Here is a 26977-nt window from a genome sequence, read left to right as displayed (position 1 = left end):
GGCAGGCCGGCGCGGGAGAGCGATGAAACGAAGGAACAGGCTATCATGGGCTACAAGGTCGCAATCGTCGGTGCCACGGGCAATGTGGGCCGTGAGATGCTGAACATCCTCGACGAGCGCGGGTTTCCCGCCGACGAGGTGGTGGCGCTCGCCTCGCGCCGCAGCCAGGGCACCGAGGTCTCGTTCGGCGACCGCACCCTGAAGGTCAAGCCGCTCGACCAGTATGATTTCTCCGACACCGATATCTGCCTGATGTCGGCGGGCGGCACGATCTCGAAGGAGTGGTCGCCGCGGATCGGCGCACAGGGCTGCGTCGTGATCGATAATTCCTCGGCCTGGCGCTACGACGCCGAGGTGCCGTTGATCGTTCCGGAAGTGAATGCCGACGCGATCAAGGGCTTTGCCAAGAAGAACATCATCGCGAACCCGAACTGCTCGACCGCACAGCTCGTGGTGGCGCTGAAGCCGCTGCATGATGTGGCGACGATCAAGCGCGTCGTCATCTCGACCTATCAGTCGGTTTCCGGCGCCGGCAAGGAAGCGATGGACGAACTGTTCACGCAGACCCGCGCCGTCTTCGTCAACGATCCGATCGTTTCGGAGAAGTTCACCAAGCGCATCGCCTTCAACGTCATTCCCCATATCGATAATTTCATGGAGGATGGCTACACGAAGGAAGAGTGGAAGGTGATGGCCGAGACCAAGAAGATCCTCGATCCGAAGATCAAGCTTACCTGCACGGCCGTGCGCGTCCCGGTGTTCATCTCGCACTCCGAGTCGGTCAACATCGAATTCGAGAAGCCGATCAGCGCCGAGGAAGCGCGCGATATCCTGCGCGAGGCGCCTGGCTGCCTCGTCATCGATAATCCGGAAGAGAACCAATACATCACGCCCTATGAGGCGACCGGCGAGGACGCGACCTTTATCTCGCGCATCCGCGAGGACGCGACGGTCGAGAATGGCCTCAATCTCTGGGTCGTCTCCGACAATCTGCGCAAGGGCGCAGCGCTCAACGCCGTCCAGATCGCCGAGGTGCTGGTCAACCGCAAGCTGATCCAGCCGCGGAAGAAGGCAGCCTGAAGCCCGGCGGCGCGGTTGCGCCGCAGGGTTGGATGAAGGAAAGATCGAACCGGCGCCCAAGGCGGGCGCCGGTTTTTTTATGGCGCCGCGACGGAGAAACGTCCGGTTTCCTGGTCGAGGACGTGCAGTTCGCCGGTCGAGATGTCGAACCAGGCGCCATGCAGCTCGATCTCGCCGATCTCTTCGAGGCTTCTGATCGAAGGAAATGTGCGGAGGTTCTCGATCGACTGCCGCACGGAGGCGAATTCGAGTGCGCGCTGGCGCGCGGCCGCGTCGCCGGGATCTTCGCAAACCAGCTGTTCGGCCGGCGCGATCAGCGAGATCCACTTCCCGATGAACGCGCCGCCTCCCAGATCCGCGCCCTCTGGCGCATCGCGGTTCGCGATATAGGCCTGGACGCCGCCACAGCGGCCGTGGCCCATCACCAGGATGTAGCGCACCTTCAAACCCGTCACGCCGAATTCGATCGCGGCCGAGGTGCCGTGATACTCACCGTCCGGATCATAGGGCGGTACGAGATTGGCGACGTTGCGGATGACGAAGAGTTCGCCTGGGGCCGCGTCGAAGATCGTCTCGGGCGCGGCTCGGCTGTCGCAGCAGCCGACCAGCATGGTGCGCGGGCGCTGGCCAGCTTCGGCGAGGATGCGGTAGCGCGCACTTTCGTGCGGCAGGCGGTTTTCACGAAACGCGGTGTAACCACGCAGGAGACGGGGGGGAAATTCCGGATAGGCTGCCATCGTCGCTGTACTCGCTTGATGAGACCGAGGATGCAGTGCAGCAAAACCGGGGTCGATTGCAAGGGAGTGCTCTGCGGCGGAGCCGACGCAGCTGCTCCCCGCCCCAGCCTTAAGGGCGCGAAGAACAGAGATGGCGCCGCGTCTGCGATGCCGCGCGTGATATTCCTGCAACGATCTGTCGCGCTATCGGGACTTCCTTTCCGAACTGTCAACGCCGACCCATTCGCGTGCTACCGTCCGGAGGTCGCACGTAGACGGGGGTTGTCGATGCGTTCCAGGTTTTTTGCAGCTCTTGGTCTGGTGCTCGGGCTTGCCAGCCCGGCGATCGCGGCCGATGTCACGCCAGCGCCGGTGGATGCAGCTCCGCTCCCGGTTGCCAGCGACTGGCGTTTCCAGGCGACGTTCTATGGCTGGCTGTCAGGGATTGACGGCAATGTCGGCGTGAGGGGCCTTGGCCCGGTCAAGATCGACGTCACGCCGATCGATGCGATCAAGGATCTCGACGGCGCGGTGATGGCCTCGTTCGGCGCCACTCACGAAAACTGGATGATCCTGACCGACTTCATGTGGGCGAAGATCAGCCAGGACGGCGACATCCGAGACACCGGCTATGGCTATGACTACAGCCAGACCCAGATCACCATCCAGGGCCTTGTCGGGTACCAGCTTCCGCTCGGCGTCACCAATCTGCAGCTGAGCGCGACCGCGGGCTTCCGCTATCAGAACCTCAGTGCCGATCTTTCCGTCGGTCCGAACCTCCTGCCGATCTCGGTCGGCGATTCCGGCGCGGTGCAGTGGATCGATCCGACCGTCGGTCTCTACGCGCATTACGACATCAACGACCGCTGGTTCATCAACGCGCTCGGCGATATCGGCGGCTTCGGCGTCGGCTCCAACCTGACCTGGCAGGCCTTCGGCGCCCTCGGCTACAACTGGACCAAGACGGTCTCGACCTCGATCGGCTATCGCGCGATCTATGAGGACTATGAGAGCGGCGGCTTCGTCTACGACACGACGCAGCAAGGCGTCTTCGCCGGCGTCGGAATTCATTTCTGACCGGCTGATCAGCCTTCGCCGGGCGAAACGCTCGGCGGATCGCTGGCCGGGAAGCTCTCTTCGAGCGCTTCGTCGAGGCGCTCGTCGAGTTCGGCTGGCGTTTCGGCGTGATGCGCAGGCGCGATATGCGTGACGATCTCGGCGCCTTCCTTGAGCGTCAGCGTCACCGGCGTCTTCCCGGCGATCTCGAGGAGGCGAGCGACCTGTTCTTCGGTCGGCATGCCCTCGAAGGAAAGCGTCCGGACGATATGCGAGCGCTTGTCGATCTTGCTGTGCGTGAGCTCGGCATGAATGGAGCCGAGCTCCCAGCCCTTGCGTTCGGCATACATGCGCAGCGTGATGACCGTGCAGGCGGCAAGGCCGGCAAGCACGAGGTCGTAGGGACCCGGACCCGTGCCGTGGCCGCCGCGCTCGGACGGCTCGTCGGCGGAGAGCGCATGCGGTCCGGCCTCGATTGAGACGGCATAGTTCGCCGTGCCAAGAACTGCCTTCACCTTCGCCATGGAACGCTCTCCCTGCTCTTCGCGCGAGGACTATAGCCGAGCCCCTGCTGCGGAGCGACGGATTACCAGTCCATGCGGACGCCGAAATTGCCCGACCAGCGCTGATCGCTGCCACCCGATGCGGCGGCGGCGTAGCTCGCCTCGCCATAGAGGGCGGCGCCGGCGGTCATCTGCAGCGTGGCGCCGAGACCAAGCTCGCCCATCAGAGCGGCCTGATCGGCGTCCATCGGCGTGCCGCCGACATCGACGCTGAAATTGCCTGTGAAGGCATAAGCGAGGTTGGCGAGCAGATAGGCATTGAGACGCATCGTGTCGGTCACGCCGCCGCCAAGGACGCCGCCATGTTCGAGCCGAAGGCCAGCGCGGCCGACAAGGCTGTTGCCGGTGAGATTGTCGACCCGCGTGCCGTCGCCATCGGTGAAGGCGTCTCCGCTCGCGACCGCGTAGACGAGCTGGCCCTGTGGCACGATGGCCCAGCCTTTGGAAATCTCTATCCATTTGCCGACTTCGAGGCTGATGGCGCCGCCGAACGCGCCATTGCCGGAAGAACCGCCGCCGTCACTGATGCCGATATCGGCGTCATACCAGGTGAGCTGACCGACGGCGTCGGCATAGAGCCCGTCATAGCCCGGTCCCGAACCGGTCCAGGTCAGATTGCCGCCGATACCCCAGGCATTGGTGTCGATCGACCCGGACCCCGCAACCCCGTGCGTCGCTTCCGTCACCGTCGTTGACGAACGGCCGAAGGTCGCCATCAGTCCGGCGCTGAGTTCGCCCGGCGCCTGAAGGGCCGCTGGAAGCTCGGCCGAGAATCCGGCTTGGCCGAACTGCAGGCCCTGGTCATAGGGCGAGGCGCCATCTGGCGACGCGCTGCGCCAGTTGCCGGCGCCGCGCATCCAGGCGTCGCCGGAGGAACCGATGGGGCCGTAGCTCCAGGCGCCGGTGCGCTGGCGATAATTGCCGATGCTGGACAGCGCATAATTGACCAGCGTGGCCGGCATGGCCGCATAGGTCTGCGCGGCCAGCGATAGATCGCTGCGGAGATACCAGTTGCCGTCGTTTTCGGCCGCGCCACCTTGATAGAGCCGATAGTCATAGGCCCCGACAATGATGCGCCCGGTTGAAAACGCATCGGAAGCGGAGGCGCCGCCGACGCTGACCAGTTCGATGCCGTCGCCGGTGGTCTGTGCGCCCGTGCCGCCGAGATTGATGATCGCAAGCCGGGTGGTGCCCGAGACATCGCCCGCGACCGCCAGCCGATCGGTGCTTGCCCCATCGCCGCCGAGAACCGCGCCGAGCACCAATGCGCCGTTCGTGCCGACATAGTCGCCGCTGACGGTCAGCGTCGTGCCGGCCACGCTGCCGGCGGTCGTCACCGTCCCGGAATTGGCGAGGTTCGACACGACCTGGCTGTAGCCGGCCAGGTCCAGCGTCGCGCCGCTGGCAACCGAGAGCGCCGAGGACGGGCTGAGGACATCGGTGCCTCCAGCCTGAAGCGTGCCGGCATCGACCGTGGTCGTGCCGTCATAGGTGTTCGCGGCTGTGAAGATCGTCGTGCCGGAGCCGATCAGCGACACGGCCGCCGAACCGGCAATCAGCGGCGCGAAGGTGTAGCCGGCCTCGCCATGGTCGAAGACGACGAGCGCGGTGCCGTCGCCACCCGTGATCGACGCCGCGTCGAGTGTCCCTGCTCCGGCGCCGGTGCCGATCTGCAGGACACCGGTGCTGCCGGCATTGGCTGCGAGCGTGACGGCGCCGCCGCCGTCCTGGACGCTGACCGTGCCGCCCGCATTGATGAGGAGGTTGCCGGTGCCGCTCGCGCCGATGACGAGATCGCCGGTCGTTGTCCAGACCGAGCCGTCACCGTCGACCGTGACGGTGCCTTGCCCGCCGGCAGAGGCGCCGATGACGGCAGCGCCGCTTTCGAGCGTCCCGGCGGCCGTCACCTGCAGCGTGCCGTCACCGAGGCCGCCGATTGTCATCGCGCCTGCGGACCAATCCGATCCGGCGCCGGTGACCGTGGCGAGACCGCTTCCGCCAGCTTCGGCGCCAAGCGTGGCGTCGCCGCTCGTCATGGTGCCGGACGAGAGGATAGCGAGCGTGCCGCTGCCCGCGGCCCCCACCGTGATCGCACCGTCGATGGCAAGGGTCGAGCCGAGATTGGTGATGGTGACGTCGCCGGTGCCGGTTGCCGACGCGCCGATGCTGGCAGTCTCCGCGACAGCCGTGCCGCCATTAGCGAGTGTCAGCGTGCCGGAGCCGGCATCGCCGACCGTCAGACTTGCGCCTGCATCGAGCGCGGAGCCGTTATCGGTGATGAGCACGCTGCCGGATCCGCCGGCCTCGCTGCCGATGACAACCGATCCCGCCGAAAGGCTGGCGCCAAGCGAGATGTTGGCGCTGCCGGCACCGGCCGCGCCGACGGTGAGGATGCCGGAGGTGGTGCTGTCGGAGCCGCTGCCCGAGACGGCGAGCGCACCGCTCCCCCCGGTGCCGCTCCCGAGCGTCATCGTCGCGCTCGTGGCCGTGCCGGCGCCAACAACGGTCAGGCTGCCGCTGCCGTCGGCGCCGATGGTGAGTTCGCCAGAGGTCGTCCAGGTCGATCCGGTGCCGTTGACGGTGACGGCGCCGCTGCCGCCCGTGTTGGCGCCCAGCGTCGCCTCGCCGCTCACCAAGGCGCCACCGGCCTCGATCGTTGCCGAGCCAATGCCCGATCCGCCGATGGTGACCGCGTCCGCAGCAACGGTCGAACCCTCGCCGGTCACGGTCAGGGCTCCAGAGCCGGTCGTTTCGGCCCCGAGCGTCATTGAGGCAGCAGTGGCTTCGCCGCCAGCCTCAACGGTGAGGCTGCCGGTGCCGGAAGCGCCGAGCGTCAGTTCGCTCGTCGCGGTGAGGCTGGAACCCGCGCCGGTGATCTTGGCGCTGCCCGCGCCGGTGGCGCCCGCTCCCAGTGTCACGGCATCGGCGGTGACGGCGCCGCCGCTCTCGACGGTCAGTTCGCCGGTGCCGCTCGCGCCGAGCGTGAGCTCGTCATCGACATTCACGGCCGAGCCGTTGCCGGAAACCTTAATCGTGCCGCTGCCGCCCGCCTCCGCGCCAGCGGTGAGAGCGGTGGCATCGGTCGTCGCTGCGGCCTCGACCGTCAGGCTGGCATTGCCGGCGCCGCCGAGCGTTAAGGTTCCGGCCGTCTGCCAGGACGAGCCGAGCCCCGTCACCACGGCAACCGCGGAGCCGCCGGCCGATGCGCCGAGCACTGCGTCGATATCGGTGAGGGTTCCACCGCTGGAGACCCGCACGCTCGCGCTGCCGCCATTGCCTGCGATCAGCGTGTTGCCGGTCGCGAAGATCGATCCGCTGCCATCGACGGAAAGACCGCCGATGGAACCTGCCTGATTGGCGAAAATCGTCGTCGTACCGGCCGCGGTGCCCGTCGAAACCGTGGCGCCCATGTCGACGGTGACGCTGCCTGCAGAACCGGCCGCGTCGCCGACGATGAGGCTGCCTTCATTGGTCCAGGCCGAGCCGCTGCGTGTGACCGTGACCGTGCCGGTGCCATTCTGGCCGATGATGACGGGCGTCGATGATGCGGTGGCGAGGGTGCCGCCGGAGGTAATGGTGAGCGTGCCCGACGATCCTGCCGCGCCACCCACGATCAGCCCGGCCGCCATTGCTCCGGCGAAGGTAACCTGCGCCTCGCCGCCATTGTCGATCGTGACGTCGGTCGTCGCCTCGGGAACCGTTTCCGGCGACCAGTTGGACGACGTCGTCCAGTTGCCGGCCCCAGGCTGCGTCCAGATCGTTTGGCCCTGCGCGAGCATAGGCGCAGCCGCGGTGGCCAATAGGGCGCCGGCCGCGGGCCATGCCTTCAACGCGGCGCGCCGAAGGCTCGCTTTGCCATGCCGCGCCAGTTTCGTCACAGACCGCCCTCAGATTCGCTCGCATGCGGCCGGGTGGCCACTCCGACCACGAGCTTGCGGCGCTGTCGCTTAAGGCTGGGTTAACCATGGTCGCCGTCCATTCACCGGCGGAGACCATTGGCGGGCGCAGTCAAACCAAGCCGGATTCGGATTTCCGGAAGCCGGCTTGGTATGATTCGCAGTGTCTTACCCGCGCGACGTCTCGGCAGGCTTCGGCGCACCGCCGAGGGGGATGGTCAAGCCGCCATCGGCGACATAGACGGCGCCGGTCACGAAGGACGCGCGGTCCGAGGCCAGGAAGGCGACGACCTCGGCGATTTCGCTGGCGGCGGCGCGACGACCGAGCGGATGCATGCCGTCGATGGCGGCATTGAGGGCGGCCGGATCGTCCGCCATGGCAATGGTGGCGCGCAGCATCGGCGTATCGACCGAGCCCGGTGCGACGGCATTGACGCGGATGCCTTCCGGCGCATGGTCCACGGCCGCTGCGCGCGTCAGTCCGATCAGCGCATGCTTGGCGGCGGTGTAGGCGACGACATTCGCCTGCGAGGCGAGGCCCTGCACCGAGGCCATGTTGACGATCGCGCCCCGCGACTCGCGCAGCAGCGGAATGGCGAGGGCCGACAGCCGGAAGATCGCCTTCAGGTTGATGTCGAACACTTCGTCCCAGATCGCCTCGGTCGTCGTCTCGAGCGTACCGTAGCGCTGGATGCCGGCATTGTTCGAAAGAACATCGAGGCGGCCGAAGCGGCTGCGGACGCGGTCGATCGCGGCTTCGAGCGTCGCGCGATCGGCGATGTTACCGGCCACGGCCTCGCCCCCGGTTCGCTCGGCCATGGCGGCGAGGGCCTTGGCGTCGCGATCGACGAGCACGAGGCTGGCGCCACGCGCGGCGAGGAGTTCGGCGACGGCTCCGCCGATGCCCATCGCTGCGCCGGTCACCAGCGCCACCTTGCCGTCAAACTCGCCCTTGGTCGTCATGTCGTTTCTTCTCCCAAATGTCTTCAGCCAGCGACGGCAGCCTCGGCGCGCCGCGACATCAGGTCGAGCGGCACCAGGATGGCGCGAAGATGCGTGCGCATCGCAGCCGCCGCCGCGGCTGCGTCGCCTGCCGCGATGGCGTCGCGGATCATGCGGTGCTCGGCGACGATGTGGCTGGCGCTGCGCGGCCAGTCGACCGAGAGATAGCGCAGACGGTCGAGATGCAGCTTGACGTCCTCAAGTTCATCCGCGGCATCGAGGCAACCGGCAATCGTGAAGATCGCGCGATGGAAATCCTCGTCGAGTTCGAACAGGCGGCGCATGTCGCCGCGTTCGCTCGCCCTGATCTGGTCGTCGATGATGATGTCGAGGCGGCTGATGTCGGCGGCGGTGGCGGCTCCGGCAGCCCGACCGACGACTTCCACCTCCACGGCCTCGCGGATCAGCTGGGCCGCGCGGACCTTGCCCATGCGGATCGGTGCGACGCGCGTGCCGCTCTGCGGAAAGATATCGACGAGGCCGAGATCGGCGAGGCGAAGCAGCGCCTCGCGCACAGGGGTCCGCGACACGCCGAGGCGCTCGGCGATGGCGCTCTCGCGGATCGCCTCCTCCGGCTTCAAGGCATTCATGATGATTTCGCCGCGTAGCAGCTCATAGACGCTCTGGGCTGTCGAGCGCGTCTTCATCAGCGTCAGCCCCGCCTGCGCCATGTCCCGTCATCCCCTCGCTGCGCCTCCCGCGCGATCATCCGTGCGGTTTCCGACGAATAGCCAGAGCGCGCGCCTTCGGCAACATGACGAAACGACATCAAAATGTCGATTAGTATATCAATAATCCTGCGGCGCTTGGGGTGGGCATGGACGGCGATGCCGGATGGTGAGGAAAACGACGGCTTCGCCAGACCGCGCGTTGATCGTTCCGGCAGCGGTTCGGCCGCAACGGCTCTCAGGTTCCGTCCGGCGGCGGAACATGCGGGCTCTTGATGGCGCGCAGGAGGGTCAGGCGGGCGGAGGCGAGATGCTTGCGGCAGTAGAATTCGGCATCCAGTTCATGGCCCGAGCGGAGCCCGCCGATATAGTCGAGATGCTCCCGGAGCGCGGTTGCGTTGCGGTCGATCTCGTCCGCCTTGCTCCATTGATAATGGAAATGGAAGATCAGCGAGATGACGTCATAGAAGTCCGTGATGAAGCGGTTGTGCGACGCGCTGTGGATCAGCCGGTGGAAGCGGTCGTCGAGGTCCGGAAAGGCGCGCATCCGGGCGCCCGGCTGACCGAGAAAGGCCCTGTGCTCAGCCTCGATGGCATCAAGGGCCGACCAGGCCGGGTTGTCGCGCGGCAGCCGCACGAAGGCGCGCGCCGAGCGCAGCTCGAACATCTCGCGCACCTCGAACAATTCGAGCGCGAAGGCCTCGGTAAAGCCGTTCAGCACCCAGTGGCGATTGCGCTGCTTCTCGATGAGACCAAAGCGGCTGAAACGCATGAGGAATTCGCGCACCGCCGATGTGCTGACGCCGACCTCCCGCGCAAAGTCCGATTCATTGAACTGGCTGCCCGGCTGCGCATCGGCCGAGAGCACGCGGCGCATGAAGGCGCGCTCGACCATCGAGGACACGGTGTCGGTCTCGTCGGCGGGAAAATAGTCGTCCGGCTCCGGCGGTCGCAGCACCTCCTTGTGACGCTGGTTCCACGCGATCAGCCCGGCCGCGGCCTGCGCGTCGAGGATCGAGCGCACGGTGGTGCGGCTGATGCCAAGGCGGCGAGCGAGCTCGGCCTCGGAGGGAAGAACGGCGCCGACCTCCAGCATGCCGAGGCTGGCGTTGTAGGCCTCCTTGAAGACGGTATCGCGCTTGCTCATCGGCAACCATGAATGCGGCCACGGTCGTATCGTGGCGAAAGGCACCGAGGGACAGCCGCCCGGGTTCGGGCGAACATATCTGGTCTGTTATCGATAACAAGCATGATGCTCTTTGCATCGCACAATTCCGTCGATGCGAATTGTTGCTCTGCAAAGCATTCGCGGCAGATTTTCCCCCGAATGGAGAGTATCATCTCGTATTGCAAAGCTGCGTCGTCTATGTCTTAGATCGCTGCCGCAGTCTTATAACGATAAAAGACGTAGCAGAGGCGAGCGCGTCCTGAACTACGTCCTGGGTGGAGCACGCGCTCTAGGGAGAGGAAACCAATGTCTTTCAACAACAAGAGCGTCACCCGCCGTGGTCTTGGCCTGATGGCCGGCGCGGCTGTGGTGGCTGCCGGCCTGATGCAGGCGGGTCCCGCCGCTGCTGCCGATGTGACGATCCCGATCATCGTCAAGGATACGACGTCGTTCTACTGGCAGATCGTTCTGGCGGGCGCTCGCGCGGCCGGCAAGGATCTCGGCGTCAACGTGCCCGAGCTCGGCGCCCAGTCCGAAGCCGACATCAACGGCCAGATCACGATCCTCGAGAACGCCGTCGCCGGCGCGCCGGCCGCGATCGTCATCTCGCCGACCGAGTTCAAGGCGCTCGGCAAGCCGATCGACGAAGCCGCCAAGTCGGTCCCGATCATCGGCATCGATAGCGCCGCCGATTCGAAGGCCTTCACGTCGTTCCTTACGACGGACAATGTCGAGGGCGGCCGCGTCGCCGCGCGCGGCCTTGCCGCCGCCGTCAAGGCGAAGACCGGCAAGGAAGCCGGCGACGTCGCCATGATCACCGCCCTGCCGGGCGTCGGTTCGCTCGACCAGCGCGCCAAGGGCTTCAAGGAAGAGCTCGCGAAATATCCCGAGCTGAAGCTGGTCGCCGACAAGGTCGCCGACGGCCAGGCCACCACCGGCCTCAACATCACGACCGACCTCCTGACCGCCAATCCGAACCTCGTCGGCATCTTCGCCTCGAACCTGATCATGGCGCAGGGCGCGGGCCAGGCGATCGCCGAGAACAAGGTGGCCGACAAGGTCGCGCTGATCGGCTTCGACAACGACGACAAGCTGGTCGGCTTCCTGAAGGACGGGACCATCGCGGCGCTCGTCGTCCAGGACCCCTACCGGATGGGCTATGACGGCGTGAAGACCGCGCTTGCCGCCTCCAAGAAGGAGAAGGTCGAGGCCAATGTCGATACCGGCGCCAATCTCATCACCAAGGCGAATATGGACGAGCCGAAGAACGCGGCTCTTCTCAATCCCAAGGTGAAGTAAGGCGACGCGGCGCGCCGCCCCGGGGGGGGGGGGGGCGCGCCAAACCAACGACGGGCCAGCCTCCTGGCCGATGCGGCTTTCGCCGCTCCTTGAGCAGGACGAGACCATGAGCGTATCAGGCGTTGCCGCAGCCGCTCCCGCATCCGGGAACGCGGCGCCCGCTTCGGGCGACGACACGATCCTCGAACTGCGCAATCTGGAAAAGAGCTACGGACCGGTTCTGGCGTTGAAGCCATCGAGCCTTGCGTTCCGCCGCGGCGAGATCCACGCCATCGTCGGCGAGAATGGCGCTGGAAAGTCGACGCTGATCAAGCTCCTGACCGGCGTGATACCGCGCAGCGGCGGCGATGTGCTCTGGAACGGAGCCCCGGTCGGGCTCGCCAATCCGCAGGAGGCGATCGACCATGGCATCAATGCCGTGCATCAGGAGGTCGTGCTCTGCCGCCACCTGACGGTCGCGGCCAATATCTTTCTCGGCGACGAGACCGTGAAATTCGGCCTGCTGCAGAAGCGCGACATGACACGCGCCGCCCAGCGCATCCTCGACGACATGGGCTTCAATCTGCCCGCCGGCGTCCAGCTCGATACGCTGACGATCGGCCAGCAGCAGCTGGTCGCGACGGCGCGCGCAGCGTTGCGCGGGACCAAGTTCCTGATCTTCGACGAGCCGACTGCCTATCTGACACGCCAGGAAGCTGCGCAGCTGTTTGCGCTCATCCGGCGTCTGAAGTCGGAAGGCGTCACCATCATCTATATCTCCCACCGCATGGAGGAGATCTTCGAGATCGCCGACCGTGTCTCGGTCCTGCGCGACGGATTGATGGTCGGTACGCGCGATATAGCAGCGACCAACGACAACGAGCTCGTCGCGATGATGATCAATCGCACGATTGACGAGATCTACCACAAGGAACACATTCCGTTCGGCGAGGTGCTGCTCGAGACCCGCAATCTCTCGGGCAAGGGCTTCAAGGATGTCTCCCTCACCGTTCGGCGCGGCGAAATCGTCGGCCTCTATGGCCTTATCGGCGCCGGCCGCAGCGAATTCGCACTGAGCGTCTTCGGTCGCAATCCGAAGACTGCCGGCGAGATTTTCTGGAAGGGCAAGCCGGTCGACATCGCCGACGAGCGGACCGCGATCGGGCTTGGCATCGCGCTGGCGCCCGAGAGCCGTCGTGACCAGGGTCTCAATCTGAACCTGCCGATCGGCCTCAATCTCAGCCTGCCGATCTATGACCGCCTCTCGCGCGGCCTAATCATCTCGAGCCGCGAGGAGGCGCGGCGCGCCGACCAGCAGATCAAGGATCTCTCGATCAAGACGCCAAGCCGCAAGTCGCTCGCCTCGTCCATGTCGGGTGGCAACCAGCAGAAGATCGTCATCGGCAAATGGCTCAATCACGGCGCCGATCTGTTCATCTTCGACGAACCGACGGTTGGCGTCGATGTCGGCACCAAGGCCGAGATCTACCGCCTGTTCGCCAAGTTGCTCAAGGAGGGCGCCGGTATCCTGCTCATCTCCAGCTATCTGCCGGAAGTGTACGAACTCTCCGACACGCTGCATGTTTTTCGCGCCGGCCAGCTGGTTGGCACCAACGGCTTCCGCGGCGCCAGCCATGAAGAAGTCCTCGCCGAGGCGATCGGCGTCTAGGGGGAGTACGAGATGTCAACGGTGGATGCCGCGTCGGCCAAGGCCGCTCAGCCAAGACGCAACTATAATTTCCTGTTCGCGCTGACGCTGCTCGGCCTTTTGGTCCTGCTCTGGGTCGTGCTCGCCTTCGCGACGCCGAATTTCTTCACGGATCGCAACATCCCCAATCTGATGCGCCAGGGGGCGATGATCGCGATTCTCGCCGTCGGCCAGACCTTCGTGATCATTACCGCCGGCATCGACCTTTCGGTCGGTGCGGTCGTCGGATTTTCAACGGTGGTGATCGCGCTCCTGTTGCAGGCCGGCGTTCCAGTCTGGGCGTCGATCCTGATCACGCTGCTGGTCGGGCTTGGCATCGGCCTCTTTCACGGCTTCGGCATCACCAAGATGGGCCTGCCACCCTTCATCATCACGCTGGCGACGCTGACCTCGCTGCGCGGCATCGGCCTGTTGATGACCAATGGCTCCACCATCTCGATCCAGAACGAGGATTTCACCCGGTTCGCGACCCTCGATTTCCTCGGCATTCCCAGTCTGTTCTGGATGGTCGTCGTGATTGCGATTCCGGCCTATGTGTTCCTCAATCACACGCGCTGGGGCCGCTATCTCTTCGCCGTCGGCTCCAATCCGGAATCGGCGCGCCTGTCCGGCGTGCGGGTCAACCGCGTGATCTACCTCGCTTATGCCCTGTGCTCGATCTGCGCCGCCTTTGTCGGCGTGCTGCTTGCGACGCGCATCGGCATCGGCAATGCAACGCAGGCGGAGGGCTGGGAATTGCAGGCGATCGCCTCGTCGGTGATCGGCGGCACCAGCCTGTTCGGGGCCGTCGGCTCGGTGCATGGGCCGCTGATCGGCGCGTTCATCCTGGCCACGATCAACAACGGCGCCAATCTGCTCAACGTCAACTCGTTCTGGCAGCGCATCATCACCGGCGGCCTGATCATCGTCATCGTTTATTTCGACCAGTTGCGCCGCCGCGGCCGCTAGGACGATTTGCTGCGTCCCGAATGGCGATCAGCGCCTCTAGTGTGCTCAAGTCCGATTGTGTCACATGCGCCGGCGTCAGCTGCAGACGCCGGCCGGGAGTCTCTTCATGCAAGCCGTTCTATGCCTTGAGCCCGGCAGGCTCGAACTCGTCGATCGTCCGCTGCCGCCGGCGCCGGGTCCAGGCGAAGCCGCGGTCGATATCCGCCATGTCGGCATTTGCGGCACCGATTATCATATCTTCGAGGGCAAGCATCCGTTCCTGGCCTATCCGCGGGTGATGGGCCACGAGCTTTCGGGCGTCGTTGCCGCCGTCGGCGCGGGCGTCGATCTCGAAATCGGCACGCCGGTGGTGATCAATCCTTATATTTCCTGCGGCCACTGCATCGCCTGCCGCAACGGCAAGCCGAACTGCTGCATGTCGATCAATGTGCTCGGCGTGCATGGCGATGGCGGCATGGCCGAGCGCATCGTCATGCCGGCTGGCAATCTCTATCCGGCCGACGGGCTGTCGCTGCGCGATGCGGCCATGGTGGAGTTTCTCGCGATTGGCGCCCACGCCGTCCGGCGGTCGCGTCCCGAACCTGGCCAGCGCGCACTCGTTGTCGGGATCGGCCCGATCGGGCTCGGCGCGGCCATCTTCGCCAGGATTGCCGGGCTCGAAGTGACACTGCTCGATTCCAGCGCCGAACGGCTCGCCTTTGCCCGCGACACGCTCGGCTTCACGTCGGTGTTCGAGACCGGCGCCGATGCCGAGGCGCAGTTGATGGCGCACACCGGGGGCGAGGGGTTCAGCACCGTGTTCGACGCAACCGGAAATGCCAAGGCGATCGAGGCGGGGTTCACGCTGGTGGCGCATGGCGGGAGCTATGTGCTGATCAGCGTCGTCAAGGATCGCATCTCCTTTGCCGACCCCGAATTCCACAAACGCGAGATGACGCTGATCGGGAGCCGCAATGCGACGCGCGCCGATTTCGAGCATGTGATGACCTCGATGCGGAATGGCCTCGTCTCGCAGGCGGCGCTTGCGACGCATCGCACGACGCTTCCCGGCGTCGTCGAGGATCTGCCGCGCTGGGCGCATCAGAAGGAAGGCCTGATCAAGGCGATCATCGATATTGGCGTCTGATCAGTTGAGCGCCCGGAGCGCGTTGAGGATGACCGCGACGTCGATCGCTTCCTGAAGCAGCGCGCCGGCGACGGGCGGCAGCAGGCCGAACGCCGCGAAGATCATCGCAGCGACCGAAAGGCCGAGCCCGACAAGCACGCTTTCGAGTGCGATCCGCCGCGTTCGCCGGCCGATCTGCAGCGCGAGTGCCAGCTTGTCGACGCGATCGACCAAAAGGACGACATCGGCGCTCTCGGATGACGCGGCGGCGCCGCGCGCGCCCATCGCGACGCCGACACTGGCGCCGGCAAGCGCCGGGGCGTCGTTGATGCCGTCGCCGACCATCAAGGTCGGCGCCCGCGCCTCTTCGCGGCGCACAAGCGCGAGCTTGTCGGCTGGCGAAAGGTCCCCGAAGACTGCGTCGACCGGCAGCGCGCCAGCCACGGCGACGACGATCTCGGTCCGGTCACCCGAGGCGAGCACGATCCGGTCGACGCCGGACTGGCCGAGCACCGCCATCATCGCCGGGGCATCCGGCCGGAGTCCGTCCGCAAGCAGGATCAGTCCAGCAAAGCAATCGTCGACCGCCACCGCGACGATGGCGCTGCCCGCCTCGATGCCGTCGTCGAGCCCTGCCGCCGTTCCGCCGCTGTGGTCGAGCACATAGGCGAGGCTGCCGACAGCGACGCTATGGCCAGCGACGGTGCCAGTCAGCCCAGCGCCGGGATCCTCGCTCACATCGGCGGGCGCCGCGAGCGCGAGGCTGCGCCGTTTCGCCTCGGCGACGAGCGCTGCGGCCACGACATGGCCAGACGCCTGGTCGAGCGAGGCGGCGAGGCGCAGCAACTCGTTCGGCTCGAAACGTCCGGCCGACCGGATCGCGGTCACGCTGGCAATGCCGAATGTCAGCGTGCCGGTCTTGTCGAGGATCACCGTTCGGACATTGGCGAGCGCTTCGAGTGCGCCGCCCGTCTTGATCAGAACGCCATTCTTCGCGGCGCGCGACATGCCGGAAATGATGGCCACGGGAAGCGCCAGGATCAGAGGGCAGGGCGTCGCCACCACCAGCACGGCAAGCGCGCGGATCGCATCGCCCGATGCCAGCCAGGCGATGCCTGCGATGGCGAGCGTCAGCGCCAGGAAGCCGATCGCGTAGCGGTCCGCGATGCGAAGGCTCGGTGCCCGGCTCGCAGCCGCGCCAGCGACGAGACGGACGATGCTGGCATAGGTGCTCTCGGCCGCAGGATGTGTCGCCCTGATCTCGACGGCGTCGCCGGCATTGGTGATGCCGGAGAGAATTTCATCGCCCGCATGCTTCGTGGCTGGCAGGCTCTCGCCGGTCAGTGCCGACTGGTCGAATGCAGCCGCCTCGGAGACCAGGATGCCGTCGACCGGCACCACCTCGCCGCGCCGGATGAGGATAGCGTCGCCGGTGCGGAGGGTTTCGATCGGCACCTCGGTGAGCCGGCCCCCGGCAAACCGCATGGCGGTTCGGGCGACGCGCCCGAGAAGCGCGGTCATCTCGCGGCGGGCCCGGCCCTCGGCAAAGCTCTCCAGCAATTGCCCGCCGGCATACATGAGCGCGACGACATTGCCAGCGAGCGGCTCCCCGAAGGCGAGCGCCGCCGACATCGAAAGCGCGGCGACGATGTCGAGCCCGACATCACCCTTTCGAAGGCTGACGGCGATTTCAACCAGCAGGGCGGCCAGCACCGGAACGGTCGCCAGCGCGAAGACAGTCCCAGCCCAGGTCGCGCCGAGCAAAAGGCCGGCACAGCCCGCGATGAGCCCTAACAGCGCGACCGCCACCAAGCCGAGCCGGCCACCCGAAACCGGCATTCGCAGCGCCATCATGTCGACCCCTTCGGCTCAGGACGTCACTAGTCTGGAATATCTTCAAGCAACACGGCATGCGCCAGATCAATGAGACGGAGGATCAATCGATGGGTGAGGGGGCCGCCTTCCCGCTAGGACCTGGAACCCGCTGAGAAGAAGGAAGGCGATCCGTTGCCTACATCTTGGCGGGCCCGAGTGGAGGTGCTTTCCGCGTAGCATTTATTCGCGCGCTGAGACTTGTGGCCATGGCGTGCCGTCTGGAGCTTCTCTAACGTTCATTGCCGAGGTGACGGAGCGATTCCGGCCGTCGGCGATGTGCGCCACAGGCGGGCGCGAGGGGGTGGAGCGGATGAGGCCTTCGCGACGGGATTTCGTGAAGCTGATGATGGCCAGCGGGATCGCGGTTGCGGTGACGCCGATGGCACGCGCCGATGCGCCGAGCTTTGCATCTCGCGAGACGCTGCCGGGGCGCGGTGTCGCAAGGCCGAGGCTCGGCCGTGTCGACGGCGTCGCCAAGGTGACCGGCGCCAAGCTCTATGCCTCGGACTTTCGTGCCGCGGACATGCCGGGCTGGCCGAGCGAGACGGCGCATGCGCTGTTCGTCCGCTCGCCCGATGCGAGCCATATCTATGAGGGCATCGATCTCGATCGTCTGTCCCTGATCGCCAAGCCGACCGTCGTGGTGACGGCGGAGGATGTCGCGCGGATCGGGGCTCGCGTACCGGAATTCTACGCTGGCGATCTCTTTTGTCCGGTCGGCAAGACGCCGTTCTTTCTCGGACAGCCGCTGGCGCTGCTGATCTTTGCGAGCTTCGATGATTTCGATCGGGTCCGCGTCGCGCTTCGCGATGGCAACTACCTCAAATTTGGCGCTGAGACGGGTCCGACCGAAGGACCCAACTACGGCGCGTTCCGCTTCACGCGCGTTGCCGGGCCGACGCCGGATGGACCGGATCTCTATTCGCCGATCCAGGAGGGTTGGGTCAGTCCCGGCTTCTTCGAAAGTACGGGCCGGCCGATCTGGAAGCCGCTGCCGGTCGCCAAGGGCGGAGAATATGTGAAGGGCGCGACGTTCGGGGACGCGATCCGCGCCGAGCTCGATGCGCCCGATCCCGAGACGCTGGTGATCCAGCAGGACTTCGAGACCCAGTCGATCGATCCCGTGTTTCTGGAGCCGGAATGCGGCCTCGCCTGGTACGATCCGGCGAAGCGCAATCTCGAACTCGTGCTGGGTGTGCAATCGCCCTTCGAGGCGGCTTCAGCGATCGCGTTCCTCCTCGGTGAGGCGGACGCGGATCACAAGCCGGCTACGATCAATGCGCAGTTCGCGTATGTCGGCGGCGGCTTCGGCGGCAAGGACCATACGCCGTTCTCGCTCTATATCGCCTTGGCGGGACTGTTCCTTCCCGGGCGGCCGGTGCGGCTCGCCCATGATCGCTTCCAGCAATTCCAGGGCGGTGTGAAGCGCCATGCCTTCAAGATGCATTCTGAGATCGGCGTCGACCGGAAGAGCGGGCTGATCACCGGTTTCGCGGCCGACCACGTCCTCGACGGCGGCGGCATGGCCAATTATTCGGCGAGCGTCGCGGTCGTCGGCGCCACGGGTGCGCTTGGCATCTATTCGATCCCGAAAGTCGATGTCACGACGGTGGCGCTGCATTCGCGCGGCGTAACCGCCGGCTCGATGCGGGGCTATGGCACGCTGCAGACCATGACGGCGATCGAGGTTCTGGTCGACGAAGTCTGCGCCGCGCTGCCGCTCGATCCGATCGAGTTCCGCCGCCGCAATGCGCTGGCGACCGGCGGCCGGACCATGACCGGCAATCCCTATTCCGTTTCGGTGCGCACGCCGGAGATCCTGGCGAAGCTCGAGGCGCATCCGATCTGGCGTGATCGCGCCATGGAAAAGGCAGCCGCCAAACCCGGTTTCCTCGTCGGCACGGGCGTCGCCGTCTGTACGAAGGATTACGGCACTGGCGCCGATTGCTCGCTCGGCCGGGTCGAGATCGATGCGGAGGGCCGCGTCTCCGTGCATGGCGACGCTGTCGAGATGGGCAATGGCATCGGCACGGCGATCGCCAACCGCGTCGCGGCGCATCTCGGCGTGGTTGCCGATCGCGTCGGCGTGTCCGAGATCGATGCCTTCGATGCCCTCGGTCTGTTCACTTCGGGCGACGCCTACAGCACCACGCAGGCGGCGCAGGATGAGGCGGCGAAGAATCCCCGCTGGGTGCCCGCGATCAGCTCGGCGACCAGCGCGTCGATCGGCGCCCATGTGGGCACGCAGGCTGCCGCCGAGGCAGCACGGGTGCTGTTTCGCTTCGGCCTGTGGCCGGCGGCGCTGGCGATCTGGGGCATCCCGCAGAACGATCCGCGCGCCAAACAGTGGGACGAGGCGTTCTGGCAGGACGGCATGCTGCTGATGTCCGGCCTATCGCCGCTGCCCCTGAAGGCGATCGCCGCCAAGGCGCACGCCATGAACGGCATTACCGGAACGATGGCGCATGCGTTCTCGCGCTGGGCCTGGGCGCAGGCGACCTTCACGGTCGGAGGCGAGGATGTGACGGCCGATATTGATGCGCTCGCCATCCGGCGCGGGGATGGCGATTTCGAACCGATCGAACGGAGCGCCGTGGCGTTCCCGCCGGCCGATTACAACAGGATCGGCACGGCCTTCACCTCGCTATGCGGTACGCTGGTGCGCATCGAGATCGAACGGGCCACCGGTATCGTCAGGATCGCCAAGGCCTATAGCGTGCTGGAATGCGGCGAGGCGCTGGTGCCGGAAGTCGTGAGAGGCCAGGCACAGGGCGGCTTTGCCATGGGTGTCGGCTACGCGCTGCTGGAGACGTTGCCACCGTTCGAGGACGGCCCGGGCAACGGGCAGTGGAATCTTGGCCAGTACCGGCTCGCCCGTGCCTCCGATTTGCCGGTGAACGATCTCGAGGTCGAGATCCTGCCGCCGCTTTCGCCGAAGGAGCCGCCGAAAGGCATGGCCGAGGTCGTCATGATCCCGGTGGTGCCGGGTCTACTAAACGCCATCTTCGACGCGACCGGCCACCGCTTCGCCGCGCTTCCGGTGACGGCGGCTCACATCAAGGGAGTGCTCGCGTGACGACCCTGTCGCTCAGCGTCAACGGCCGCGCGCTCGGCCCGTTCGAGGTCCGCGACGACCTCACGATGAATGATTTCCTGCGTGAAGAACTCGGCATGACCGGGACGAAATTCGGCTGCGGCGCCGCGCAGTGCCTCAGCTGCGCCGTCATCGTCGACATGCCGGATGGTTCGAGCCACACCAACCCGACCTGTGTCGTTCCGGCAGTGAATTTCGATGGCAAAGCCATCCGCACCATCGAAGGCCATGCCAAGGACGGTGTTCTGACCGCGCTGCAGACCGCCTTCATCGAGCACTTTTCGTTCCAGTGCGGCTATTGCACGCCGGGCTTTCTCAACGAGAGCCAGGTCCTGCTGGAACGGCTCGAAAAGACGCCGGTGCCGCGCGCGACGCTCGAGACGGTGATCGCGGAGGCGCTCGACGGGCATCTCTGCCGCTGCACGGGCTATGTCAAATATCACGAGGCGGTTCGCGCCGTGATCCTCGCCGGTGCGGATCGCTATCTGATCTGACGGCCGGCTTGGGCCGAATGGCCTCTTCGACATGAGTTGGAATGAGCGGCGTGCCGCGGAGGAAGCGATGACGAGACCGAAATGGTTGCTCCTGCTCCTGGTGCCGCTGCTCGCCAACGCGCTGGTGTTCGCCGCGACCGGAATGGCTGTCTCGTCCGACGCGTCGCGAACGCTGGCCTCGCCCGAGAGCTTCGCCGCGATCACCGATCCGGTGCAGCGGTCGGCCGCCTATTTCACCGAACTCGGCAAGGTGTTGCAGAACCCGCGCTGCCTCAACTGTCATCCGGTCGGCAACCGCCCAAGCCAGGGCGACACGATGCGGCCGCATGAGCCGCCGGTGTTCCGCGGTCCCGACGGCATGGGTCTCGTCAGCATGCGCTGCAGCACCTGCCATCAGGGCGCGAATTTCGATCCGGGCCGCATTCCGGGCCATCCCGCCTGGCATCTGGCGCCCATCGAAATGGGCTGGCAGGGCAGGACGCTCACCGAAATCTGCCAGCAGATCAAGGATCCGGCGCGCAATGGTGGCCGCACACCCGAGGACCTGATCGACCATATTGGCGCCGATACGCTGGTTGGCTGGGCCTGGCACCCCGGCGTCGGCCGCACGCCGGCGCCCGGGACGCAGAAGGAAGCTGGCGCCCTGGTCGCGGCTTGGGTCAAGAGCGGCGCTGCCTGTCCCTGAATGGCGGCCGGGTGCCCGGCGGCCTATGGCAATCAATGATGTCAGCCCGGCGCCTGTGCGCCGCGTTGCCTGCGCTCGGCAAGGGCCTTCCGCCGCGGCCGTTGCCTCGGCCAATTTCTCCGCCAAAAGCACGGTCGAGTCGCTGAAACACGCCCCTCCGCCTTCTCATCGCCATCGTTAGTTGATATCGTTTCATTTGAGGCAAAGGCATCACTGCCTTTGCCTTCGAACGCTTCTGGGAGGAGCGTGCGAGAAGCGGAATTGGGCGGCGCCCCGGCGCGCTCGCCCCGATTTCCTGCTCGTCTCGATCGACCCGGGGCAACGGACAGCCAGACCTTCGGTCGGCGCCCGTTCGGTCCACCATTCGCCGCCGGAGGGTTCGCCTTTCCGGGCGCCGACAACACAGTCTCGAGGGGAAAGAAATGCCCGCGACGCCGTTCAAGCCGCTGCGCTACCGCCAGATTCATCTCGACTTCCACACATCGGAACATATTCCGGGCGTTGGTTCCGCCTTCGATCCGGACGACTTCGTCGCGACGCTGAAGGCGGCCAATGTCGATTCGATCACTGTCTTCGCCAAATGCCATCATGGCTGGTCGTATTATCCGACCAAGGTCGGCAAGCCGCATCCGCAGATGACGCGGCCGGACCTGATGGGCGACATGATCAAGGCCTGCGCCGCCGCGGATATCGAGGTGCCGGTCTATATCTCCGTGCAGTGGGATGAACTGACGGCGCGCGAGCATCCGGAATGGCGGGTAATGGCCGCCGATAATCATTTCCAGCACGATAAGCCGGACGATATCTCCAGCCTGAAGCAGCTGAGCCCGGCCTGGCACACGATCTGCCTGAACCATCAGGGCTTCCGCGACTATATCCTCGCCCAGGCGCGCGAAGTGGCGTCGAACTACAAGACGCCGGGCCTTTTCTTCGACATCGTGCTGACGCCCGGCTGCGTCTGCTCGGCCTGCATCGGCCGCATGATCGCCGAAGGCCTCGACCCCGAGAATGCCGATGACCGGCTGAAGAATGACGAGGCGGTCAACGAGGAGTTCCGCCGCTATATCTCGGATGCCCTGTTCGCCGAATATCCAGGACTGCGCGTCTTCTACAATTGCGGCCATATCCACAAGCAGGGTCAGAAGCGCTTCGCGACCTATTCGCATCTCGAACTCGAAAGCCTGCCGACCGGCGGCTGGGGCTATGATCACTTCCCGTCGAGTGCCCGCTATGCCGCGCCGCTCGGCTTCGATTTCCTTGGTCAGACCGGCAAGTTCCACACATCATGGGGCGAGTTCGGCGGCTTCAAGAGCCAGCAGGCGCTGATCTATGAGACGGCACAGATGGTCGCGCTCGGCGCCAAATGCCTGGTCGGCGATCAGCTGCATCCGAACGGCGCCATCAATCACGACACCTACAAGTCGATTGCGCCGGCCTATGAGCGGATTGCCAAGCTGGAGCCTTACCTTGCAGGCGCGAAGCAGGTGTCGGAGATCGCCATTCTCGCGGCCGAATATTATCACCCCGTCGGCGCGCGCAACAACCAGAGCGACGACGGCGCGGCGCAGATGCTGCAGGAGCTGAAGCTGCCCTTCGACGTGCTCGATGGAACAGCGTCCTTTGATCCCTACCGTCTCGTGATCCTGCCGGACTCGATCCCGATCGACGCCGAACTGGCGGCGCGGCTCGACTCCTTTGTCGCAAAGGGCGGCAAGCTGATCCTGTCGGGAACCTCTGGCCTCAACGACGACGGGTTCGCCCTCGATCTCGGGCTTGAGGCAGCCAAGGGGCCGGTCGCGTTCAACCCGTCTTATCTTCGGGCCGATCCGGACGCTCTCGACGCCGGTCTGCCGGCATCGCCGTTCGTCATGTATGGCACAGGCGAGACGATCGTCAGCGGCGCCGCAACGGTGCTTGCCTCGATCGTGCCGTCTTATTTCAATCGGACCTACCGGCACTATTGCTCGCACCAGCACACGCCTGATGATCCGACCGCCGGCACGATCGGCGCGGGCGTCACGGAATATCGCGGGATCGGCTATATCGCCTTCCCGATCTTCGAGATGTACCACGCCTATGGGCAGCCGCTTTACAAGTACATCGTGCGCGGCCTGATCCGCCGGCTGATGCCAGATCCGGTGCTGGAGACCGATCTGCCCTCGTCGGGCCGCGTGGCGCTCGCCCACCAAGCGGCGGAAAACCGGCACGTCCTGCATCTTCTCTATGGCTCGCCGCAGGTGCGCGGCAAGGCTGTGCCGACAGCCTTCGAGCGTGGCCAGAAGCGTGTTCTTGAGATGATCGAGGACATTCCGGCCATCGGGCCGGTGACGGCGAGCCTCCGCCTGCCGGCAAAGCCCGGCCGCATCTATGACGCCATGACCGGCGCCGATGTCGACTGGCGGATGCTGGATGACGGCCGGGTGCAGGTGACGCTGCCGCGCCTGCATATTCACAGCGCGCTCGTTCTCGAGGGCGTCTGATCGGCCTTGCGGCGCCGGCTTCGGCCGGCGCCGTTTATCTTCAAGTGATGGCTGCGGTTTTCTGGCGGGCTTCTTTCAGCGTCCGCCGAAGCCCGAGCCCATGGCGATGCCGCTGAAGATGTAGCGTTGCAGCGCCAGCGTCAGCAGGATGCCGGGCAGCATCGAGATCGTCGAACCGGCCATCATGTAGTTCCACTGCACGCCTTGCTGGCTCTGGAAGAGCGTCAGGCCGAGCGGTATCGTCGAATATTCAGGGCCGTTGACGATGATCAGCGGCCACAGGAACGAGTTCCACTGCCCGGTGAAGGTGAAAAGGGCGAGCAGTCCCAGCATCGGCCGCGACAGCGGCAGGATGATGCGCAGGAAAATTGTCAGGCGCGAACAGCCTTCGATCATCGCCGCCTCTTCGAGTTCCTTCGGAATCTGCAGGAAATACTGCCGCAGCATGAAGGTTCCGAAGGTCGAGAAGGCCATCGGCAGGATCAGCCCCTGGAAGCTGTTCATCCAGCCGAGCCAGCTCATCATCAGGAAGAGCGGAATGACGATCACCGCCTGCGGCACCATCAGAGTCGCGAGATAGACGACAAAGAGGCTGCCGCTGAAGGGAAACCGCAGCCGGGCGAAGGCATAGGCGGCCATGCTCGAGACTGCGAGCGTCAGGATTGTGATGCCGCCGGCGACGATGATGCTGTTGAGGAAGAAGCGGCCAAACGGCAGATAGAGCCAGGCATAGACAAAGTTGGACCACTGCCAGTCGCTCGGCAGCAGTTGCGGCGGCACCGCAAGCACCTCGGCATTCGGCCGGATCGCGTTGGTAACCATCCAGAAGAACGGGAACAGGAAGGCGAGCGCGGCCAGCACCATCCCGGCATGAAGGAGAAAGCTGCCGGTTCGCTGGCCTTGTGAGCGTCCGAGGGTTTCAGAGGTCATAATGCACCCACCGGCGCTGAACGCGGAGCTGGAGGATCGTCAGGGCCATGATGATGACGAACAGAACCCAGGCGATCGCCGAGGCATAGCCCATCTTGTAGGCGGCAAAGCCGGTCCGGTAGATCGAGAAGCCGAGAGTCGCCGTCGCGGAGCCGGGACCGCCGCGCGTCAGCGCATAGACCTGGTCGAACACCTGCAGGCTGGTGATCGCGGTCATCACCGTGCCGAAGAACAATGTCGGCGAGATGAGCGGCAGCTTGATGCGCCAGAAGCGCTGCCAGGACGAGGCGCCATCGATCGCGGCGGCATCGAGATAGGTGCTGGGGATCGCCTCGAGCGCCGCGCCGAACAAGAGCAGGTTGTAGCCGAAGCCCGACCAGAGCGAGACGATGACGATCGCCTGGATGGCCAAGTCGGGGCTCGTCAGGAGATTGGGGATCGGCAGGTGCAGGGCCGAGAAGAACCAGTCGGCAAAGCCGCCCGGCGTAAAGATCAGCAGCCAGACGATCGCCGAGCCGATCAGAGGTGTGAAGGTCGGCAGGAAGAAGATCAGCCGGAAGAACCGCTTGCCCCAACGCAAATTGGAAATCCAGACGGCCATCGTGAGCGAAATCACGATGTTGAGGACGAGATATTCGATCGTGAAATGGAACGTATTGCGGAGGATCTGCCAGAAGCTCGGATCGATGGTCAGCAGATTGACGTAGTTGCGCCAGCCGACGAATTTCGATTGGCCGATGAGCTGCCAATTGGTGAAGCTCAGCGCCAGGGAGGCTGCGAGCGGCAGCAGCAGAAAGACGGCAAGGCCGAGAAAGCTCGGCAGCAGGAACCAGAAGGCGGCCCTGCGATCGTCCCTCAACATCGCTTTCGCACGACCCGTGCCGGCCCGTGACGGGGCTGCCGACGGCTTCGACTGCATGCAATCCTCACATTTTACCTGTGGGAGGGCGCGGGGCGGCGGGAGGAACCGCCCCGCGGATCCATCAGATCACTGGGTGGAGAGCTGCTGGATCTGGTCGAGCGTCGTGCCGGCGGATTGCGAGCCGGCAAAGGCGAGCGGCGCATACTGTTCGAACAGCTGCGAGACGGTGTTCCACTCGGCGGTGGTCTTGTACGGCTCCGCCGTCTTCAGCGCCGCCTCGATGGTGGCCTGAGCGTTCGCAACGCCCTTGGCAGCAGAATCGTACCAGAACTTCTGCTGGGCATTGCGGGCAGCGAAGGCGCGGCCGTTCGAGGCGAGATACTCCTCGGCTTCCGGGCCGGTCAGCACTTGAAGCGCCTTCCAGGCCTCGTCCTTGTGCTTGCTGGAGCTGGAAATGCCAAAGCCCGAGCCCGCCGACAGGCTGATGCTGCCCGCGGCGCCGGCCGGGAGCGGCGCAATGCCGACCTTGAACTTCACGGAGTCCTTGACGTTGATGAGGCTCCACGGGCCATCGACATACATGCCGACTGAACCGGCGACGAAGCGGCCATTGGCCTGCGCGCCTGATGGCGTGCCGCTGGCCGGGAAGAGCGGGGCGACCTTGTCCTTGGCGACGACATCGACATAGCTCTGGAAGGCCGCCTTGAGTGGCTCATTGGTCAGGTCGAGTTCGCCGTCTTTCAGGTAATTCGCGCCGGCCGAGCGGGCATAGGCGAAGAAGACGTCGGGGACGGACTGGGCCGTACCGTAGTTGCCATCGACGGTGAGGGCCTTGGCGGCTTTCAGAAAGTCGTCATTGGTCCAGCCGACCTTGGGCTCCTCGACCTTGTATTTCTGGAACATGTCCTGGTTGTAGAACATGACCATCGGGCCGAAATCGTAGGGCAGTGCGCGAAGACCGCCGTCATCCGTCAGGCCGTTGATGATCGAGGTATCGAATTCACCGAGATCGAAGCTGTCCTTCTTGGCATAGGCGTCGAGCGGCTCGAACAGATTGGCGAAGCCCGGCGTGCGCATGCTCTGCAGGCTGATGATGTCCGGCAACTGGCCGGAGGCAGCGAGCGCCGGCAGCTTGGTCCAGTAGTCCGGCCAGGACGCCGTCTGGAACTCGATGGTGATGTCGGGATATTTCTCGGTCACGAGCCCGGCAACATGCTTCCAGGCTGCGACTTCGGCATCCGACCCGGACCACATGAACCAGGTCAGTGTCACCGGCTCGGCGCGCGCGGCGGTGCTCATCACCAGCGCGCAACCCGCCGCGGCGGCAAGCCGGGCGGCATTCTTCAAGATGTCCATTCGATTTCCTCCA

The 26977-nt window shown here is 65.4% G+C and carries 20 protein-coding genes; 10 read left to right on the top strand and 10 right to left on the bottom strand.

The genetic code is table 11. The annotated features are described in order from the left end of the window. Positions 1-45: 45 nt before the first annotated feature. Complete coding sequence (locus LB518_RS13405) at positions 46-1080, top strand: aspartate-semialdehyde dehydrogenase (RefSeq protein ID WP_224578017.1); 1035 nt, start codon at positions 46-48, stop codon at positions 1078-1080. A gap of 77 nt (positions 1081-1157) precedes the next feature. Here LB518_RS13405 and LB518_RS13400 read toward each other — a convergent pair whose 3' ends face one another. Then, the gene (locus tag LB518_RS13400) at positions 1158-1817 is read right to left on the bottom strand and encodes a carbonic anhydrase (protein WP_224578016.1); all 660 of its coding nucleotides are present in this window, start codon (positions 1815-1817) and stop codon (positions 1158-1160) included. A gap of 267 nt (positions 1818-2084) precedes the next feature. Between LB518_RS13400 and LB518_RS13395 the strand changes: the two genes are divergently transcribed. Then, positions 2085-2873 (top strand): hypothetical protein, encoded by a 789-nt coding sequence (locus tag LB518_RS13395; protein ID WP_224578015.1) that lies wholly within the window; start codon positions 2085-2087, stop codon positions 2871-2873. Positions 2874-2881: 8 nt separating this feature from the next. Here LB518_RS13395 and LB518_RS13390 read toward each other — a convergent pair whose 3' ends face one another. From LB518_RS13390 to LB518_RS13370, 5 genes are all read right to left on the bottom strand, one after another. Further along, a complete protein-coding gene (locus LB518_RS13390; protein WP_224578014.1) occupies positions 2882-3376 on the bottom strand; it encodes an OsmC family protein in 495 nt (164 codons plus the stop codon). Between the two features lie 62 nt (positions 3377-3438). Next, a complete protein-coding gene (locus LB518_RS13385; protein ID WP_224578013.1) occupies positions 3439-7194 on the bottom strand; it encodes an autotransporter outer membrane beta-barrel domain-containing protein in 3756 nt (1251 codons plus the stop codon). Between the two features lie 285 nt (positions 7195-7479). Then, on the bottom strand, positions 7480-8274 hold the full coding sequence (locus tag LB518_RS13380; RefSeq protein ID WP_224578012.1) for an SDR family NAD(P)-dependent oxidoreductase: 795 nt from the start codon (positions 8272-8274) through the stop codon (positions 7480-7482). Positions 8275-8297: 23 nt separating this feature from the next. Continuing rightward, complete coding sequence (locus LB518_RS13375; protein ID WP_224578011.1) at positions 8298-8984, bottom strand: GntR family transcriptional regulator; 687 nt, start codon at positions 8982-8984, stop codon at positions 8298-8300. A 235-nt stretch (positions 8985-9219) separates the two neighbouring features. After that, positions 9220-10128, bottom strand: coding sequence for a GntR family transcriptional regulator (locus tag LB518_RS13370; protein ID WP_224578010.1), 909 nt, complete (start codon positions 10126-10128; stop codon positions 9220-9222). Between the two features lie 327 nt (positions 10129-10455). Here LB518_RS13370 and LB518_RS13365 point away from each other — a divergent pair, with 327 nt between their 5' ends. From LB518_RS13365 to LB518_RS13350, 4 genes are all read left to right on the top strand, one after another. After that, positions 10456-11448 (top strand): ABC transporter substrate-binding protein, encoded by a 993-nt coding sequence (locus LB518_RS13365; RefSeq protein ID WP_224578009.1) that lies wholly within the window; start codon positions 10456-10458, stop codon positions 11446-11448. A 106-nt stretch (positions 11449-11554) separates the two neighbouring features. After that, complete coding sequence (locus LB518_RS13360; protein WP_353619955.1) at positions 11555-13096, top strand: sugar ABC transporter ATP-binding protein; 1542 nt, start codon at positions 11555-11557, stop codon at positions 13094-13096. Positions 13097-13108: 12 nt separating this feature from the next. After that, positions 13109-14083, top strand: coding sequence for an ABC transporter permease (locus LB518_RS13355; protein WP_224578008.1), 975 nt, complete (start codon positions 13109-13111; stop codon positions 14081-14083). Between the two features lie 106 nt (positions 14084-14189). Beyond that, entirely contained in the window at positions 14190-15209 is a 1020-nt protein-coding gene (locus LB518_RS13350) for a zinc-binding alcohol dehydrogenase family protein (RefSeq protein ID WP_224578007.1), read from the top strand. Here the strand turns inward: LB518_RS13350 and LB518_RS13345 are convergent, their stop codons facing one another. Further along, positions 15210-17042 carry a heavy metal translocating P-type ATPase gene (locus tag LB518_RS13345; protein WP_224578006.1) on the bottom strand — a complete coding sequence of 611 codons (1833 nt, stop codon included), beginning with the start codon at positions 17040-17042 and terminating at the stop codon, positions 15210-15212. A gap of 331 nt (positions 17043-17373) precedes the next feature. Between LB518_RS13345 and LB518_RS13340 the strand changes: the two genes are divergently transcribed. The 4 genes from LB518_RS13340 (at position 17374) to LB518_RS13325 (ending at position 23816) form a co-directional block, all read left to right on the top strand. Then, the gene (locus LB518_RS13340) at positions 17374-20139 is read left to right on the top strand and encodes a xanthine dehydrogenase family protein molybdopterin-binding subunit (protein WP_224578005.1); all 2766 of its coding nucleotides are present in this window, start codon (positions 17374-17376) and stop codon (positions 20137-20139) included. Further along, positions 20136-20651: a (2Fe-2S)-binding protein gene (locus tag LB518_RS13335; RefSeq protein ID WP_224578004.1), complete on the top strand. Its 516-nt coding sequence runs from the start codon at positions 20136-20138 to the stop codon at positions 20649-20651. Before LB518_RS13340 ends, LB518_RS13335 begins: the two co-directional genes overlap by 4 nt. Before the next feature lie 142 nt (positions 20652-20793). Continuing rightward, positions 20794-21336 carry an Isoquinoline 1-oxidoreductase subunit gene (locus tag LB518_RS13330; protein ID WP_502845832.1) on the top strand — a complete coding sequence of 181 codons (543 nt, stop codon included), beginning with the start codon at positions 20794-20796 and terminating at the stop codon, positions 21334-21336. A 422-nt stretch (positions 21337-21758) separates the two neighbouring features. After that, positions 21759-23816: an alpha-amylase family protein gene (locus LB518_RS13325; protein ID WP_224578002.1), complete on the top strand. Its 2058-nt coding sequence runs from the start codon at positions 21759-21761 to the stop codon at positions 23814-23816. A 75-nt stretch (positions 23817-23891) separates the two neighbouring features. Here the strand turns inward: LB518_RS13325 and LB518_RS13320 are convergent, their stop codons facing one another. The 3 genes from LB518_RS13320 to LB518_RS13310 all read right to left on the bottom strand — a co-directional run bounded on the left by LB518_RS13320 (position 23892) and on the right by LB518_RS13310 (position 26964). Continuing rightward, a complete protein-coding gene (locus LB518_RS13320) occupies positions 23892-24746 on the bottom strand; it encodes a carbohydrate ABC transporter permease (protein ID WP_224578001.1) in 855 nt (284 codons plus the stop codon). After that, complete coding sequence (locus tag LB518_RS13315) at positions 24736-25665, bottom strand: carbohydrate ABC transporter permease (RefSeq protein WP_224578000.1); 930 nt, start codon at positions 25663-25665, stop codon at positions 24736-24738. Before LB518_RS13315 ends, LB518_RS13320 begins: the two co-directional genes overlap by 11 nt. Before the next feature lie 69 nt (positions 25666-25734). Then, the gene (locus LB518_RS13310; RefSeq protein ID WP_224577999.1) at positions 25735-26964 is read right to left on the bottom strand and encodes an ABC transporter substrate-binding protein; all 1230 of its coding nucleotides are present in this window, start codon (positions 26962-26964) and stop codon (positions 25735-25737) included. Between the last annotated feature and the right edge of the window lie 13 nt (positions 26965-26977).

The organism is Mesorhizobium sp. BR1-1-16, assembly GCF_020165495.1.
Taxonomy (GTDB): domain Bacteria; phylum Pseudomonadota; class Alphaproteobacteria; order Rhizobiales; family Kaistiaceae; genus Kaistia.
This window is presented reverse-complemented; position numbering and strand designations above follow the sequence as displayed.